General features: G+C 54.3%; 14 protein-coding genes. 7 read left to right on the top strand and 7 right to left on the bottom strand.

Annotated features, from left to right (window positions below; translation table 11 throughout):
* Positions 1-77: 77 nt before the first annotated feature.
* The 3 genes from HOY33_RS02550 to yeiP form a co-directional block, all read right to left on the bottom strand.
* Positions 78-794, bottom strand: a complete 717-nt coding sequence (locus tag HOY33_RS02550) for a phosphatase PAP2 family protein (protein ID WP_172288241.1) — start codon at positions 792-794, stop codon at positions 78-80.
* A gap of 39 nt (positions 795-833) precedes the next feature.
* On the bottom strand, positions 834-1,820 hold the full coding sequence (locus HOY33_RS02545; RefSeq protein ID WP_305793248.1) for a GTP-binding protein: 987 nt from the start codon (positions 1,818-1,820) through the stop codon (positions 834-836).
* Between the two features lie 71 nt (positions 1,821-1,891).
* The gene (gene yeiP / locus HOY33_RS02540) at positions 1,892-2,464 is read right to left on the bottom strand and encodes an elongation factor P-like protein YeiP (protein ID WP_172288237.1); all 573 of its coding nucleotides are present in this window, start codon (positions 2,462-2,464) and stop codon (positions 1,892-1,894) included.
* Between the two features lie 213 nt (positions 2,465-2,677).
* On the opposite strand from yeiP, the gene HOY33_RS02535 reads away from it, so the two are divergent.
* A complete protein-coding gene (locus HOY33_RS02535; protein ID WP_172288235.1) occupies positions 2,678-2,956 on the top strand; it encodes a YkgJ family cysteine cluster protein in 279 nt (92 codons plus the stop codon).
* On the opposite strand, the gene setB is transcribed toward HOY33_RS02535, so the two are convergent.
* Complete coding sequence (setB, locus tag HOY33_RS02530; RefSeq protein ID WP_172288233.1) at positions 2,943-4,121, bottom strand: sugar efflux transporter SetB; 1,179 nt, start codon at positions 4,119-4,121, stop codon at positions 2,943-2,945. The genes HOY33_RS02535 and setB overlap by 14 nt on opposite strands.
* Before the next feature lie 336 nt (positions 4,122-4,457).
* Between setB and fruB the strand changes: the two genes are divergently transcribed.
* The 3 genes from fruB to fruA are packed head-to-tail and all read left to right on the top strand — an operon-like array spanning position 4,458 to position 8,228.
* Entirely contained in the window at positions 4,458-5,591 is a 1,134-nt protein-coding gene (gene fruB / locus HOY33_RS02525) for a fused PTS fructose transporter subunit IIA/HPr protein (RefSeq protein WP_172288231.1), read from the top strand.
* The gene (fruK, locus tag HOY33_RS02520) at positions 5,588-6,526 is read left to right on the top strand and encodes a 1-phosphofructokinase (protein WP_172288229.1); all 939 of its coding nucleotides are present in this window, start codon (positions 5,588-5,590) and stop codon (positions 6,524-6,526) included. Before fruB ends, fruK begins: the two co-directional genes overlap by 4 nt.
* Before the next feature lie 16 nt (positions 6,527-6,542).
* Positions 6,543-8,228: a PTS fructose transporter subunit IIBC gene (gene fruA / locus HOY33_RS02515; RefSeq protein ID WP_172288227.1), complete on the top strand. Its 1,686-nt coding sequence runs from the start codon at positions 6,543-6,545 to the stop codon at positions 8,226-8,228.
* A 79-nt stretch (positions 8,229-8,307) separates the two neighbouring features.
* Here fruA and nfo read toward each other — a convergent pair whose 3' ends face one another.
* Complete coding sequence (gene nfo, locus HOY33_RS02510; protein WP_172288225.1) at positions 8,308-9,147, bottom strand: deoxyribonuclease IV; 840 nt, start codon at positions 9,145-9,147, stop codon at positions 8,308-8,310.
* A gap of 408 nt (positions 9,148-9,555) precedes the next feature.
* Here nfo and yieE point away from each other — a divergent pair, with 408 nt between their 5' ends.
* From yieE to HOY33_RS02495, 3 genes are all read left to right on the top strand, one after another.
* The gene (gene yieE, locus HOY33_RS02505; RefSeq protein ID WP_172288223.1) at positions 9,556-10,428 is read left to right on the top strand and encodes a DNA-binding transcriptional regulator YeiE; all 873 of its coding nucleotides are present in this window, start codon (positions 9,556-9,558) and stop codon (positions 10,426-10,428) included.
* 130 nt (positions 10,429-10,558) lie between these two features.
* The gene (locus HOY33_RS02500) at positions 10,559-12,025 is read left to right on the top strand and encodes an amino acid permease (protein WP_172288221.1); all 1,467 of its coding nucleotides are present in this window, start codon (positions 10,559-10,561) and stop codon (positions 12,023-12,025) included.
* Between the two features lie 309 nt (positions 12,026-12,334).
* Positions 12,335-13,297 (top strand): 2-hydroxyacid dehydrogenase, encoded by a 963-nt coding sequence (locus HOY33_RS02495; protein ID WP_172288219.1) that lies wholly within the window; start codon positions 12,335-12,337, stop codon positions 13,295-13,297.
* A gap of 340 nt (positions 13,298-13,637) precedes the next feature.
* On the opposite strand, the gene HOY33_RS02490 is transcribed toward HOY33_RS02495, so the two are convergent.
* Together HOY33_RS02490 and HOY33_RS02485 are read right to left on the bottom strand one after the other, a co-directional pair.
* Complete coding sequence (locus HOY33_RS02490) at positions 13,638-14,558, bottom strand: ABC transporter permease (RefSeq protein ID WP_253906924.1); 921 nt, start codon at positions 14,556-14,558, stop codon at positions 13,638-13,640.
* Between the two features lie 71 nt (positions 14,559-14,629).
* Positions 14,630-16,144 (bottom strand): sugar ABC transporter ATP-binding protein, encoded by a 1,515-nt coding sequence (locus HOY33_RS02485; RefSeq protein ID WP_172288215.1) that lies wholly within the window; start codon positions 16,142-16,144, stop codon positions 14,630-14,632.
* Between the last annotated feature and the right edge of the window lie 298 nt (positions 16,145-16,442).

Below are 16,442 nucleotides of genomic sequence, written 5' to 3'. Positions count from 1 at the left end.
TTTGTGGCGGGGACGGGATGGTTTTATTTGCCGATCGATTAGACGATCGGCAAGAACAACGTGGTCGTAATTGAGGGTTAGGGATGGTTTTTTCTTAACGAGTATTTGCCGGGCAAACAGCATTGCAGCAAATTAATTAATGCGTCGCTGGCGGGGGTGAGCAGCCACCAGCTTAATCCGACCAGCACAACCGAGAGCGAGCCAACCGCAATGTCGCTAAACCAGTGGGCGCCGATCATGATACGGGGTAAGGCGAAAACCACCGCGATTGCGACGCTTGCCGCGAACGCGCTTCGGGTAAAGTAGCGTAACATGAAGGCGGCGAACACCATCAGCATCATGCCGTGATCGCCCGGGAAACTGTCTTTTGACGCATCTTTGGCGGGAATATCCGTCAGGTCGGCAACCCGGTTGATATCGCTGAAGTAAAGCGTGGGGCTGGCATGCTGAACCGGCAATAAATGTCCCAGTTGATTAAGCACCAACGCGGTGAACAGCATAACGATGCCGATAATCAGCAAACGTCGGCGCTCTGGCGGCGCGGCCTTCAGATAAAACGACAGATACAACAGGCCCATCACGATGAGCGCGCAGCCATCAAACGCTCGCAGGTTGGTCAGCGCCACCCATTTCAGGAATAGCGGGCTTTGGGTGAGTTGATGATTAAAATAGAAGAAAATATGGCTGTCCAACCTAAACCAAAAGCCGTGGTTTGGCGGCAGATACCAGGATAAAAATAGCCCAATACCCAAGATATTGAGCAGCAAAATAGCAGGAATATTACGTCGAGACATGCGGGGAATAACTCAAAATCCGAGAACCAAACGGTTATTCTATTCCGCCGTAGTTAAACGAGCCTTTAACAGCCCGGTTTGTAAATTATTCCATTCTGCCGGTTGTTCATTAATCAACTCAATACGGCTATCGACCGGTGCGGCGGGTTTGGTTTCAATATGCAGGTCGAACCCCTGACGATTGACGATCAACGTGCCTTCCTTTATTCGCATAACCCCTTTGACCCGGCTGACCGGGGACAGACGAACCCAATCCAGCAGCGCGGCGGTATCAAATAGCGTTTCCGCAGAGAAAACCCAGCCGCAGGCGTGGTAGCCCTGACCCTGATTCAATGAACGGCGCCAGGAGCCTGCGTCCGGCAGCCGTAAAGCGGCCAGTCCGTGCGTGGCGTTGCGCGGGTGATGGTGCGCGCTCGCCGGCAGTTCACGCACGTTATGACGCGGCTGGTCCAACAACTGCCGATCGATCTGTCCCCGCGAGGCCGGAACAATAAGCCGATCGTCGTGATTATTGCGCTGCCACTGTCGTAAAGCGGCGCGATCCGCATCGCCATAGGTGTCCTGCTTGTTGGCGACGATAATGTCGGCGGCGGCCAGTTGATCGCGGAAATTTTCATTTTCCGTATAACGCGGCTCATGCAGTTGGCGGGCGTCCAGCAGACAGAGTGTCGCCTGTAACGTCAGCCAGGGCTGGTAACTTTCGCCCGTCAGCAACGAGAGGATCTGTTTCGGGTGACCCAGGCCGGTGGGTTCAATCAACAAACGGTGCGGTTTTTTCTGCTGTAGCAGCATGTTCAGCCCGATTTGCATCGGCAAGCCATTCACGCAGCACATGCAGCCGCCGGGGATTTCTTTCAATACCGCCCCGCAATCCGCCAGTAACGCGCCGTCAATCCCAACCTCGCCAAATTCATTGACCAATACGGCCCAGACTTCATGCTCGGGTTTCTGAGCAAGCAGATGACGAATCGTCGTGGTTTTGCCACTGCCAAGAAAGCCGGTAATCAAATTCACTTTCGTTAACAAAACAGGCTCCATAGCGAATATTGGAAAGGATTGATCCCGCCGCGTCGCCCGGCGGGATGAGCAACGGGAACTTAATCGGCACGTCCCATGTAACGGCGCTCAGGGATATGGATACGGATTTTCTCGCCGGCGCTCAGATATTCCGGCACCTGAATGGTCAGGCCGGTTGCCATGGTCGCCGGTTTGTTGCGAGCGCTGGCTGACGCGCCTTTGATGCCCGGGGCGGTGTCGATAATCTCCATATCCACCGTTTGCGGCAATTCAAGCGCGATGATTTGACCATCCCATGACAGCACCTGAATACCGGGCATACCGCCTTCGGGGATAAACAGCAGCTCTTCTTCTATCTGTTCTTTTTTGAAGTGGTAAGGCGTGTAATCTTCGTCATCCATAAAGACGTATTCGTCGCCGTCAATATAAGAGAAGGTGACGGTGCGGCGGGTCAGGGAAATGGTATCGAGAATATCATCGCCTTTAAAACGTTCTTCAACCTTTAACCCGGTGCGCACGTCGGAAAAACGCATTTTGTACAATGTGCTGGCGCCGCGGGCGCTTGGGCTCTGGATATCGACGTCTTTCACGAATAACAGCTTGCCGTTATAGTTAACGACCATACCGCGTTTAATTTCGTTCGCTCTTGCCATAAAAATTACCTGTTATGAGGAGTGAGTTTTTTGTGGCGACACGTTACTCGCGCCGCCGGATTCAGGCAAGCGGGAATTCATACGTCAAGCATCATTTAATAATAGCGCCCGCACGAATAACCGGATGGCCGATAGGCGTAGGTTTTTGCCCGGATGACTGTTAAGGTGTCGAACGATCCCTGATCTTTGGTCAGCCCGCCGGAGAGCTTACTGATGGACTGTCGCCCTGATTGCGGCGCCTGCTGCATCGCGCCCTCAATATCCAGCCCGCTGCCGGGGATGCCCAACGGCAAGCCTGCCAATACCCGGTGTATTCACCTGGATGCGCATATGCGCTGCGGACTGTTTCATTCGCCGCTCAGACCCGCGGTGTGCGCCGGGTTACAGCCGCGGGCCGATATGTGTTTCAGCCATCGGGACGATGCGCTGATTTACCTGATCCAACTGGAAGCCGACACCGCGCCTGACGGTGATCGCGTTACGCGTCTTTGATGCGCCACAGGCAATAACCCGATCCGACTATCATGATCAGCGCAATAAAGAAAACGGCGTGATAGTTCCAGATTTCCGCGACGATACCGGCCAGTGAGCCAGAAATAATCCAGCCTACCCGGGTGGTGTTAGTAAAGAGCGTCGTTGCCGCGCCGGCCTGACCGGGCATCAGATCCTGAAAATACAGCATGCCGATCCCGGCGAGAATGCCAATAAACACCGCGTTCAGCAGCTGTAACGCCAGCAAGGCAATCTCGCTATCAAGAAACAATAATCCTACATAAAACAGCAGGCCGGCAGAGATTGCCAGCCGCATAAGAAAGCGTTTGCCAAAACGTCTGGCGACATAACCGGCGATCAGCATGGTCGGGATCTCTAACCCGGCGGCGGTTCCCATCATCACTCCGGCCAGTTTTTCCGGCAGATGCAACTCATGCACCAGGTAGAGCGGCATATTGATGATGTAGATACCGTTACAGGTCCACATCAGCGTGCAGGCGGCGAATAACAGTAGCGTGTCTCTGCGGTTGCGACGGGGAGATTCCAGGGTGGCGGCGGTTTTCACCTTCACTTTCGGCATGGACGGCAGAAAAAGCCTGACCAGTATGCCGCAGAGGATAAAAACCACCGCGGCGGTCAGATACATGGCCGTGAAGCCAAAACCCAGGGCCAGGGCAAATGCGATGGGCGGGCCGACAACCCATGAGAGGGAGATCTGCGCGCGCAGGATGGAGCTGAACATCGCGGCTTCTCGGCCCGTGCGATCCGCATGTTCCCGGGCCAGTGCGAAGAGCTGCGGGTTGGCGGTAGAGCCGAAACTGCTGAGCAATACGCCGACGAACAGCAAAATGAAGTAGTTACGGTTCCAGGCAAACAAAATACAGGCCAGGGCGCCTAATAAACAGCACAGAAAAATAAGCGTCTTGCGATCGCCCTGCCGATCTGAGCGGGTCGCCAGTAGCTGGCTGACGATTATGCCGATGACCGCGCTGCCGGTATAGAACATCCCAACCAGAAATGGCCGTACCTGCACTTCTGTGGAAAGGAAAAGGCTGAGGGTCGGAAGTTGCAATGCCCCGGCGATCCCGGTCAGGAATGCGATGACTAAAAAGGCTAACGAAGTCAGGTCGGGCTGACGTCGGGTTGTGCTGACGGTTGTGTGCATAAAGTGGTAACGCTTAAGCAGCAGGCAGAGGAGAGATCGAGCGCGTCATTCTACGCCGGTTTATAAAAAAACAGAAAAACTGTTTCATTATTTTTCTTCAGCAAGGTTTCAGCTTAAGGCGATTTTTATGGCGCCGCTGCGGTTGGTGCAGGCAAAAATGTGCGTGATGTCATAATTTCGTTACGCCGATTGTGCAGAATACTTGCATAAACCTCGTAATGGCAACAGACTCATTGAAACGTTTCAGCGATGTCTTTGGAAGCAATGCCTACACGAGCCACGCTTTTTTCCACATAAAAGCTGAAACGATTCAACTTTCAGTAAGAGAGGAGAGCCATGTTCCAGTTGTCACAGCAAGATATTCATTTAGGCGCGACGGCCAGCAGCAAGCAGGAAGCCATACAGCTTGTTGCTTCCGCACTGACCGACGCCGGGTGCGTCAGCGCAGCGTATGTCGATGGCATGCTACAGCGCGAACAACAGACGTCCACTTATCTGGGAAGCGGTATTGCGATCCCGCACGGCACCACCGATACCCGCGATTTGGTGCTGAAAACCGGAATACAGGTTTTCCAGTTTCCTCAGGGCATCGCCTGGGGTGAAGACCAGACCGCTTATGTCGTGCTGGGGATCGCCGCGCGTTCCGATGAGCATCTGGCGTTGTTACGTCAACTCACGCATGTGCTTAGCGACGACCGCGTCGCCGCGCGTTTGGCGAGCACCGACTCGGCGGAAGAATTCCGCAGCCTGCTGATGGGCGAGCAGCAACTGGCCGATTTCCGTTTCGATACTTCGCTGATTTCACTGGATGTGGCGACGGACAACCTGCTGACGCTTCAGGCGCTGAACGCCGGTCGTCTGCAACAGATCGGCGCGGTGGATGCCGGTTTCGTCAGCGCGGTTGTCGGCGCCACGCCGCTGAATCTGGGGCAGGGCGTCTGGTTCAGCGACAACGCCGAGGGGAACCTCAGCAGCGCGGTCGCCGTTGCTCGTCCCGCCGCGCCGTTTAAGGTTGATGATGAGTCGGTCGCATTGCTGGTGACGGTCGCCGCCGCCGATGAACAAGCGCTTCCGCCGATTGATTACCTGAGCAAACTACTGATCGAACAAAAAGCTGAACGTCTGCTGACCGCCGACGCCGCAACGCTGTTGGCGCTGCTGACCAGCGACGTGCCGGAAGAAAGTAAAGTGCTGACGGCCGAATTCACCATTCGCAACGACCATGGTTTGCATGCGCGTCCGGGCACGATGCTGGTTAACGTGATTAAACAGTTCGGCAGCGAAATTACCGTCGCCAATCTTAACGGTACGGGCAAACCGGTGAACGGTCGCAGCCTGATGAAAGTTATCGCGCTGGGTGTGAAGAAAGGTCACAAACTGCGGTTTACCGCGAACGGCGACGATGCCGAGCAGGCGCTGGCCGCCATTGGCGAAGCCATTAGTTCTGGTTTGGGCGAGGAGGCAGCATGAGCAGGCGAGTTGCCACCATTACCCTGAATCCGGCTTACGATCTGGTTGGCTATTGCCCGGAGATTGAGCGGGGCGAAGTGAACCTGGTTCAGACGGCAGGCCTCCACGCCGCCGGCAAAGGTATTAACGTTGCCAAGGTGCTGAAAGACCTCGGGATTGATGTCACGGTGGGTGGATTCCTGGGCAAAGACAATCAGGATGGTTTCCAGCAGTTGTTCAGCGAACTGGGCATTGCAAACCGCTTTCAGGTGGTTTCAGGCCGCACGCGTATCAATGTCAAATTAACAGAACAAGACGGCGATGTTACCGACTTCAATTTTTCCGGGTTTGATGTTACGCCGCAGGACTGGCAGCGCTTTGTCAACGACTCGCTGAGTTGGCTGGGGCAGTTCGACATGGTCGCCGTTAGCGGAAGTCTGCCGGCGGGTGTCGCGCCCGACGACTTTACCGACTGGATGTCCCGCCTGCGCAGCCAATGTCCCTGCATTATTTTCGACAGCAGCCGCGACGCGCTGGTGGCAGGCTTGAAAGCCGCGCCCTGGTTGGTAAAACCCAATCGCCGGGAACTGGAAATCTGGGCCGGACGTAAGTTGCCTACGCTGGCGGATGTGGTTGATGCCGCGCATGCGCTGCGTGAGCAGGGTATCGCGCATGTCGTGATCTCATTGGGAGCGGAAGGCGCCCTGTGGGTGAATGCCTCGGGCGCATGGTTGGCGAAACCGCCGGCCTGCGAAGTGATCAGTACGGTAGGAGCAGGCGACTCCATGGTTGGGGGACTGATTTATGGCTTATTAATGCGTGAGTCCAGTGAACATACTTTGCGTCTGGCGACGGCGGTGTCCGCGCTGGCCGTAAGCCAAAGCAATGTTGGAATTACCGACCGTCCTCAGTTGGCCGCAATGATGGCGCGTGTCGATCTGAAACCCTTTAATTAACAGCAGGAGACAAACAATGAAAACGCTGCTGATTTTAGATAAATCACTGGGTCTGGCGAGAAGCCATCTGGTGAAGAACCTACTCGGCGCTGCCGCTGCGAAAGCAGGGCTGACGTTTACGGAACAGGCTGACGAGTCTGAATTGGTGATCATTCTGGGTGCGACCGCCGCGGCGGACAGCGCGTTGAATGGCAAACGCGTGTTTGTGGGCGATGTGGAGCTGGCAGCCAGCCAGCCGGACGCGTTCCTCGCCAAGGCGCAAGCGGAAGCCGCGACCTATCAGGCCGCCGCGTCAGCACCGGTTCAGCAAAATACCGCAGCCAAACGCATTGTTGCGGTGACGGCCTGTCCGACAGGCGTCGCCCATACGTTTATGGCCGCTGAAGCGATTGAAACCGAAGCGAAAAAACGCGGCTGGTGGGTCAAAGTGGAAACCCGCGGCTCGGTGGGCGCCGGGAATCCGATTACGCCGGAAGAGGTCGAACAGGCCGATCTGGTGATCGTCGCCGCGGATATCGAAGTCGATCTGAGCAAGTTCGCCGGTAAGAAAATGTACCGCACTTCTACGGGCCTGGCGCTGAAAAAGACCGCACAGGAACTGGATAAAGCGGTAGCGGAAGCCAAAGTTTATCAGCCGAGCGGTCAAACAACGGCGGCAGGCACGGAATCCGCTCAGAAAGGCGGCGCGGGTCCGTATCGTCACCTGCTGACGGGCGTGTCTTACATGCTGCCGATGGTGGTTGCCGGCGGTCTGTGTATCGCGCTGTCGTTTGTGTTTGGTATCGAGGCCTTTAAACAGGAAGGAACGTTGGCGGCGGCGCTGATGCAGATCGGCGGCGGTTCCGCGTTTGCGCTGATGGTGCCGATACTGGCCGGTTACATCGCCTTCTCCATCGCCGACCGTCCGGGGTTAACGCCGGGCCTGGTCGGCGGGATGTTGGCGGTCAGCACCGGCGCGGGTTTCCTCGGCGGGATCATCGCCGGTTTCCTGGCCGGTTACGTTGCCAGAGAGATAAACAACCGGCTGCCGTTGCCGCAGAGTATGGCCGCGCTTAAGCCTATTCTGATTATTCCGCTGATCGCGACGCTGATTACCGGCCTGATCATGATTTATGTCGTTGGTACGCCGGTGGCTAAAATCCTGACCGGCCTGACAGGCTGGCTGCAATCCATGGGAACGGCGAATGCGGTGATCCTGGGGGCGATCCTGGGCGGCATGATGTGTACGGATATGGGCGGGCCGGTAAACAAAGTGGCCTATGTATTTGGCACCACGCTGCTCAGTAGTCAGATTTACGCGCCGATGGCCGCGGTCATGGCGGGCGGTATGGTTCCGCCGCTGGCGATGGGGCTGGCGACTTTTCTGGCGCGCAACAAGTTCAACACGACCGAGCGTGAAGGGGGCAAAGCCGCGTTGGTTCTGGGGCTGTGCTTTATTTCCGAAGGGGCTATTCCGTTTGCGGCCCGCGATCCGATGCGTGTTCTGCCGTGCTGTATCGTCGGCGGGGCGCTGACAGGCGCGTTGTCCATGGCGGTCGGCGCGAAACTGATGGCGCCGCACGGCGGTCTGTTTGTTCTGCTGATCCCTGGCGCGATTACGCCGGCTATTGGTTATCTGCTGTCAATCATTGCCGGAACCGTGGTGGCGGGCGTGCTGTACGCGTTGCTGAAGCGCCCGGATGAACAATTGGTAAAAGCTTAATCGTTCGGCCATAAACAGGGAGGTTGTGGAGTAGCGCCAGTCGACATCATGCCGACTGGCGCTATTTTTTTCGATGGGGTTAAGCCTGAGATTTTAGCCAGGCAATTTCTTGCGCCCAAATATCCGGGTTAACGGTTTCCAGAATCAGAGGGATCCCGTCAAAACGTTTATCTTTCATGATATAGCTGAAGGCGGTTTTACCAATATTGCCTTCACCCAGACTATGATGCCGGTCGACGCGGCTATTGAATTCGCTTTTCGCATCATTTAAATGCATCCCCCGCAGGTAATGAAATCCCACCACGCGTTCAAATTCGGCAAACGTCGACTCACAGGTTTCTGTGGTGCGTAAATCGTAACCGCCGGCGAAAGCATGGCAGGTATCGATACAGACGCCCACGCGGTTTTTATCTTCAACACGGTCGATAATGGCGGCCAGATGTTCGAAACGGTATCCCAGATTGCTCCCTTGTCCGGCGGTATTTTCGATAACGGCGGTCACCCCCTGCGTTTCCGCCAACGCGAGATTAATCGACTCGGCGATACGTGCCAGACAGCGATCTTCATCAATCTGTTTCAAATGGCTGCCCGGATGGAAATTAAGCAAGCTCAGTCCGAGCTGTTGGCAGCGGCGCATTTCGTCGATAAAGGCGACGCGAGACTTCTCCAGCGCCGCTTCTTCGGGGTGTCCGAGGTTAATCAGATAACTGTCATGAGGCAGGATCTGGGCCGGCGCGTAGGCATAGCGTTCACAAGCCGCTTTAAACCGTTCGATGATCTCCGCAGTGAGCGGCGCCGCCTCCCATTGGCGCTGGTTTTTCGTAAACAGCGCGAACGCCGTTGCGTTCAGTTCATGGGCGCGAATAACGGCTTGATCGACGCCGCCGGCGGCGCTGACGTGGGCACCTACGTATTTCATGTTCTTCTCCTCTTGATGACGGCGGCATTATGCCATTGTCCGGTGGGGTAATGAGACGTTAACGGATAAATTATTCGCGCCAATGGCATCATTTCAACGGCCGGATTGATATCCACTCCGTCAGCGGCCGCCGCGGTTTTGCCTGGCGCCGATCCCATGGTGATACTTTCGGAATATTTGCCAGTCAGAGAATAAAAAAAGTTATTAAACTTATCGCTGATAAGTCGGGAAGCCGCGTTATCGTTCTGTGACAGGAGATGTTCGGGGGCGGCACAGCAGAAAGAGTCAACATTTTGTAACGCTGTTCTGCGTATTCCGAGCGACGGGCTCAGCCTATAATCAGAAGACTTAAAAAATAAATTGATTAATATATTCGCAACCTATAGCTATTTTCGATAAAGAGCCCTTATGCATATCACTTTACGCCAGCTGGAAGTTTTTGCAGAAGTCCTGAGGAGTGGTTCCACCACTCAGGCTTCGGTTGTGCTTGCACTCTCTCAATCCGCCGTGAGTGCCGCATTGGCCGATTTGGAAGGGCAACTGGGCGTTCAGCTTTTTGATCGCGTCGGCAAACGACTGGTGGTGAATGAGCATGGCAGACTGCTCTATCCGAAGGCTTTGTCGTTGCTTGAACAATCACTGGAGGTGGAACAACTTTTTCGCCAGGACAATGGGGCATTGCGCATTTATGCCAGCAGCACCATCGGCAACTATCTGTTGCCGGCCATGATTGCCCGTTACCGGCAGGATTTCCCCGACATTCCTCTGGAACTGCATGTTGGGAACACGCAGGATGTGATTACCAGCCTGTCGGAGTTCAGTGTCGACCTTGGGTTGATAGAAGGGCCATGCCATCATACCGATCTGGTTACCCAACCCTGGCTGGAAGATGAACTGGTGGTTTTTTGTTCGCCGACGCATCCGCTTAGCCAGCGGGAACTTTCCCTATCATCATTGGCCGACGCGCCCTGGATTATGCGCGAACGCGGTTCGGGAACGCGGGAAGTGCTGGATCATCTGCTGCTGGCGCGTTTGCCTCATTTTCGTTTAGTGATGGAGTTGGGCAATTCCGAGGCCATTAAACACGCGGTACGTCATGGTATTGGTATTAGCTGTCTGTCGCGCCAGGTCATTGCCGAACAGTTGGAAACCGGCACGCTGGTTGAGTTGTCTGTGCCGTTGCCCAAATTCATGCGTACGCTGTATCTGGTTCATCACCGTCAGAAGCATATTTCGAATGTTTTGCAGCGTTTCCTGAGTTATTGCCGGGAGGCCGGATAGGAAAAAGCTATTGCTAATGATCGGCTTCGAGTTATTAAGCTATCTTATAACACAGCGATCATGGCTATTCAGATAAAGGCTATTTGCTACAATCCCGCCTCGATTTTTAGTAACGGCAGTCAGGATAATAATGACTCAGCAAGATATTCAATCCCAGGGGATACCTACCCTGCGTCGTGAGCTTAAGGCACGGCATTTGACGATGATCGCCATTGGCGGTTCGATAGGCACCGGATTATTTGTCGCCTCCGGCGCGACGGTTTCACAGGCGGGGCCGGGCGGTGCGTTGTTATCTTACGCCCTGATTGGTTTGATGGTTTATTTCCTGATGACCAGCCTGGGAGAGTTGGCGGCGTTTATGCCGGTTTCCGGTTCGTTTTCAACCTACGGTTCGCGCTATGTAGAAGAAGGATTCGGTTTCGCGCTGGGTTGGAACTACTGGTACAACTGGGCGGTGACCATTGCGGTCGATCTTGTCGCCGCCCAACTGGTGATGGGGTACTGGTTCCCGGAAGTGTCCGGCTGGATCTGGAGCGCGCTGTTCTTAGCGCTGATGTTCCTGCTGAATTACATTTCGGTGAAGGGATTTGGCGAAGCGGAATACTGGTTCTCGCTGATCAAGGTGACGACGGTGATTATCTTTATTGCCGTGGGTATCCTGATGATCGTGGGCATTCTGCGCGGCGCCGAAAATGCGGGGTTCCATAACTGGCAAATTGGCGATGCGCCTTTTGCCGGTGGCTTCTCCGCCATGATCGGGGTGGCGATGATTGTCGGTTTCTCTTTTCAGGGTACGGAGTTGATTGGGGTCGCCGCCGGCGAGTCGCAAGATCCGGGTAAGAATATTCCGCGGGCGATTCGTCAGGTATTCTGGCGTATTTTGTTGTTCTATATTTTAGCCATCCTGATCATCAGCCTGATTATCCCGTATACCGATCCTAACCTGTTGCGTAATGACGTAAAAGACATCACCGTCAGTCCGTTCACGCTGGTGTTCCAGAATGCCGGTTTGCTTTCAGCCGCGGCGGTGATGAACGCGGTTATCCTGACGGCGGTGCTGTCAGCGGGGAATTCAGGAATGTACGCCTCCACCCGTATGTTGTTTACCCTGGCCTCGGAAGGCAAGGCGCCGCGTATTTTCGCCAGATTGTCAAAAGGCGGCGTGCCGCGGAATGCGCTGTATGCGACGACGGTAGTCGCCGCGCTGTGTTTCCTGTCATCCATGTATGGCAACCAGACGGTGTATCTGTGGTTGTTAAACACCTCCGGCATGACCGGCTTTATCGCCTGGCTAGGAATTGCGATCAGCCATTATCGTTTCCGCCGGGGTTATATAATGCATGGGCATGATTTGAATCGCCTGCCATACCGTTCGAGCTTCTTCCCGCTGGGGCCGATTTTTGCTTTCGTACTCTGTCTGGTGATTACGCTGGGACAGAACTATCAGGCGTTTCTGGAAGATAAAATTGACTGGTATGGCGTCACGGCGACGTATGTTGGGCTCCCGCTATTTTTACTGATCTGGTTTGGCTACAAATTGTGCCGGGGGACGCGCTTTATCAAATATCAGGATATGACTTTCCCCGATCACAAATAAGCGCTTTTATCGGGTTGTTCCGCCAGACGGGAACAACCCTTTTTTATGGCGGTTATTCCTGCCCGTCCTTATCGCACGCTATCCTTAGCTGTATTTTTGACAATTATCATCAATACTTAGTGATATTCAGATTTATCACAAAGTAATTTTTAATGAAATAATTAACTCACTATCTTTTTGTTGAAATATAGTCGGCATATTTCATCGGTTATTCAGGGGCAAAAAATGGCGTTATTAGGTTTGGCGAATGGACTTTGTTACTATCGCGATCATACTTTTAACGTATAAATAATTATCAGGTTGACTACGATGCTTAAAATTACCTTTCTGGATAAGGGCGCATTGCCTGAAACCATTTTTCTGAAAAAAAATAGTTTCAGGCGACCGCAATGTCGTCATCAATGGGTTGAATATAGTTATACGTCTCCCGAGCAGGTTATCGCCCGGGCAAAAAACAGTGATATTATTATTACCAATAAAACGTTATTAACGCGAGAAACGCTATCGGCATTGCCCGATCTGAAGCTGATTGCGGTAACGGCGACCGGGACAAACAATATTGATACCGTCGCTGCCGCCGAGTTGGGGATCGCCGTGAAGAATGTGCCTGACTATTCAACCCAGGCCGTTTCCGAGCACACCATTGCCATGATTTTTGCGCTTAAGCACAGCCTGATGGGATGGTATCGCGATCAGCTTAGCGATCGATGGGCCAGCCAGACGCAGTTTTCCTACTTTGACCACCCGGTTAAGGACATTGCCGGATCGACGTTGGGGATTTTCGGCGCGGGAGCGATTGGCCGCGAGGTGGCTCGGCTGGCGACGGCGCTGGGGATGAAAGTCATTTTTTCCGAGCGCAACGGGAGAGCGCCGTGTCGGCCGGGATATTTGCCGTTTGAGCAGGTTTTGCAGTCTGCGGACATTATTTCTCTGCATTGTCCGTTAAGTGAGGAAACCCGCTGTCTGATCAATTCGCAAACGCTGGCATTGTGTAAACCGACGGCGTTTATTATTAATACCGCCAGAGGCGGGTTGATTGATGAAGCGGCCTTAATTTCGGTGTTGAACCGGCGCGGCATTGCGGGGGCGGCGTTGGACGGTTTGACGCAAGAACCGCCCGCTAAGGACAATCCGCTTATGCTGGCGGCAAAAATACTTCCTAATCTATTGATTACGCCTCATATTTCCTGGACATCGGCATCGTCGCTACAGGCATTGATGGAAAAAACAATTGAGAATATCGACGAGTTTGTTCAGCAGCAGGGCGATTAATAAGATTAATAAATGAAAGCGGCATTAGACGAACAAGATTAATACGCTACCGATACGCCTTATTATTTTGTGGTTACTCTATTATTGCTTCTTATCTAATAGGCGCCGGATATTTACCGTTAGTGCTTGAATGCGATTAAATTCATGATGATTGAAACTATCAGCCTTGCTGATTTAGGCAAAGGTCGCGCAATGGCCGTTATTTTTCGGCAGGGAAACGGCCGGGATCGGAAATGCAGTATGCCGGCAGTCTGGCTATTAAAAATGGTAGGATGCCAGGAATAAATAAAAGCCGCGTCCGGTATCTCACCGCCTTTGCCGGCGGTGAGTATGATTATAATCAGCGTTTTTGAATGTAGGTCATCGCCAGCGCCAGCGCCAATACCAACCCCTTGATGATGTCCATGGCATAGTAGGGAACGGAGAGCATCACCAGCCCGTTTTGCAATACGCCGAGAATAACGGCGCCTACCAGCGTTCCCAGCGCATTCGGTTTGCCCGATCCCGCCAGTGAGAAACCGATATAGGCCGCCGCGACCGCATCCATCAGATAGCCGCCGCCGGCGTTGACCTGCGAGGAACCGATGCGCGAAGCCAGCAGAATGCCGCCCAGTGCCGCCAGCAACGATGAGAAAATATAGGCCTGAACCCGATAGCGGGCCGTGCGAATGCCCGCCAGCCGCGCGGCTTCAGGATTACCGCCGATGGCATACATTCTGCGTCCATGCTTGGTCAATGATAAATACAACTGCACAACCAGCGTGACGACAAGCATAACGACGACGATCACCGGAACCTGCCCCAGCGTGGCGAAAAACTCAGGAATAACGCCCTCGGCCATTTCACCGCTCGGCAACACCATGTTTTGAGTAATGGAGCCGCCATAGCTGTAGGTCATCGCCACGCCCTGAATCACAAACAGACTGGCAAGCGTCGCCAGCATATCGGGGATCTTCAGCACCACGATCAGAAACGCGTTGAACAGCCCGACCAGCGTGCACAGCAACAACGTCAGGACAATCGCGCCGGTAGTGCCAAATCCATGCCAGACGAACAGGGATATCACCAGCGCATTGGCCAGCGAGGCGGTCGAACCGACGGACAGGTCAAACCCGCCCACCGACAGCGAAATGGACACGCCAATGGCGATGACCGTCACAATGGCAATCGAGCGCAAGATATTGATGATATTGTAAGGATCCAGAAAATTATCCGAAGCCAGCCCAAACAACGCAATCAAGGCCACTACGGTAATCAGCATGCCCCACTGGTACAAAAATTCGAAAAAGCGGTGGCGAAAGGGGATCACCCCGTTAGGTGAAAGTTGGTGACTCACGCGGGAGTTCCTCCAGTTGAATACAATAGTAATATTTCTTCATCAATGTCTGATGCATTCAGTTCGGCGACGATACGGCCGTCCCACAGTACGCAAATCCGATCGCACAGGCCGACGAGTTCGGAAAATTCGCCCGAGGCGTAAATAATGCCTTTGCCTTGTTGCGCCAAGCCATCAATTAGGGAAAACAAATCCTGTTTCGCTTTGATATCCACCCCTTTGGTGGGTTCATCAAAAATCAGCACCTGCGCGTCGCTGCGTAACCATTTGCCAATGGCGACTTTTTGCTGGTTGCCGCCCGATAACCGGGCGAGTTTCTGCATAGGGCCGGTGGTCCGAACGGTCAACTGCGCAATGAGGTGTCTGGCCCAGCGAAGGGCCTGCTGGTGGCTGAATATGCCCCAGCGGGAGAAGCTGTCGCTGGCGCTGACGCTCAGGTTCATGGCGACCGACTCCTCAATAAAGATCCCTTCCTTACGCCGCTCTTCCGGCACCAGCGCAATGCCGATTTCAACCGAGCGATGGGGGGAGTGCGGTTTCCAGGGCGCGCCACGGTATTCGCCGTCGGCGACCTGACTGGCGGTCGCGCCGAACAGCGCTTTACACAGTTCCGTTTTCCCTGCGCCGGCCAGCCCGGCTATGCCCAGAATTTCACCTTTGCGCAGCGTCAGAGAGATATCGCGCAGCAGAATTTCATCGTGCAGCCCGCTGACCTGAAGCAATACCTCTTGCGGCGGTCGCGTCCGACGCGGCGGGAAAATGTCATCCAACTGATGACCGAGCATGCGTTCCACGATCTGTTCGCCGCTTAAGCCCTGCATCGGGCCGCTGCTGACCAATGCGCCGTCCCGCAGTACGGTTAACGTATCGCAAATTTCGCTCAGTTCATGGATGCGGTGAGAAATAAAAACAATCCCGATCCCCTCGGCCCGCAAGCGGCGAACCACCTGAAACAGGCGCGCGCTTTCCGCCTGATCGAGCGGGGCGGTCGGTTCATCCAGAATTAAAAAACGGCACTCGTGGGACAGCGCTCTGGCGAGCAGGATCTGCTGCTTCTCGGCGAGAGAACACCTGTCCAGACGCCGACGTACGTTCAGATCTACGCCGAGCTGATCGAGCAGCGCCTGCGCCTGTCGATATAGCCGGGGCCAATCGAGCAGATGGCCCGTCTGTGCCAGCGTATCCAGCATGATGTTTTCAGCCACGGATAAGCTGGGAACCAGCGCCACATCCACCTCTTGCTGCACCAGATGAATGCCGTGGCGTTTGGCGGCGCGCGGCGAGTGAATATCCACCGGAACGCCGTCAATCAGGATATCGCCGCGATAGTGACGATAGGCGCCGGACAAAATGGTCATCAGTGTCGATTTACCCGCGCCGTTTGCGCCGGTCAAGGCATGAATGGATCCCCCTTCCAGCGTGAAATTAACCTGCTTCAAGGCATTAAAGCCGGAGAATGAAATAGAAATGTCGCGCATTTCCAATCGGGTAGGTTGGGTGATGGACGTCATGGTTCGTTAACGCTCTTGGCGGTAAATATCGTCAGAAAACGGATGTGAAAGGTATCACATAACCGGCAGAATTAAATACAGATTCAGCGCCCGGCGGCGCGCGGGCTACGAATGAAAAAGCATAAGTTAAGTAAAAAAATTCTTAAACCGCGTCAGCCAAGTGAATAAGATGGTGTTATCAGCAAACTGGTTTTATCGTTCTCCTCGCGTCAACAGGCCAACGACCTGGCGATGCAGGGATGACGGGTTAGCCCGCGCATGTGGCTCTCATAACAAAAATCGCACCGCAAGGAATATC

It is taken from the genome of Brenneria sp. hezel4-2-4 (assembly GCF_013155275.1).
GTDB lineage: Bacteria > Pseudomonadota > Gammaproteobacteria > Enterobacterales > Enterobacteriaceae > Brenneria.
This window is presented reverse-complemented; position numbering and strand designations above follow the sequence as displayed.

Excerpts from the sequence above, each read along its gene's own strand:
- HOY33_RS02550 (WP_172288241.1), bottom strand. The coding sequence starts at position 794 with ATGTCTCGACGTAATATTCCTGCTATTTTGCTGCTCAATATCTTGGGT.
- yeiP (WP_172288237.1), bottom strand. The coding sequence starts at position 2,464 with ATGGCAAGAGCGAACGAAATTAAACGCGGTATGGTCGTTAACTATAAC.
- HOY33_RS02535 (WP_172288235.1), top strand. The coding sequence starts at position 2,678 with ATGGACTGTCGCCCTGATTGCGGCGCCTGCTGCATCGCGCCCTCAATA.
- setB (WP_172288233.1), bottom strand. The coding sequence starts at position 4,121 with ATGCACACAACCGTCAGCACAACCCGACGTCAGCCCGACCTGACTTCG.
- fruB (WP_172288231.1), top strand. The coding sequence starts at position 4,458 with ATGTTCCAGTTGTCACAGCAAGATATTCATTTAGGCGCGACGGCCAGC.
- fruK (WP_172288229.1), top strand. The coding sequence starts at position 5,588 with ATGAGCAGGCGAGTTGCCACCATTACCCTGAATCCGGCTTACGATCTG.
- fruA (WP_172288227.1), top strand. The coding sequence starts at position 6,543 with ATGAAAACGCTGCTGATTTTAGATAAATCACTGGGTCTGGCGAGAAGC.
- nfo (WP_172288225.1), bottom strand. The coding sequence starts at position 9,147 with ATGAAATACGTAGGTGCCCACGTCAGCGCCGCCGGCGGCGTCGATCAA.
- yieE (WP_172288223.1), top strand. The coding sequence starts at position 9,556 with ATGCATATCACTTTACGCCAGCTGGAAGTTTTTGCAGAAGTCCTGAGG.
- HOY33_RS02500 (WP_172288221.1), top strand. The coding sequence starts at position 10,559 with ATGACTCAGCAAGATATTCAATCCCAGGGGATACCTACCCTGCGTCGT.
- HOY33_RS02495 (WP_172288219.1), top strand. The coding sequence starts at position 12,335 with ATGCTTAAAATTACCTTTCTGGATAAGGGCGCATTGCCTGAAACCATT.
- HOY33_RS02490 (WP_253906924.1), bottom strand. The coding sequence starts at position 14,558 with ATGCTGATTACCGTAGTGGCCTTGATTGCGTTGTTTGGGCTGGCTTCG.
- HOY33_RS02485 (WP_172288215.1), bottom strand. The coding sequence starts at position 16,144 with ATGACGTCCATCACCCAACCTACCCGATTGGAAATGCGCGACATTTCT.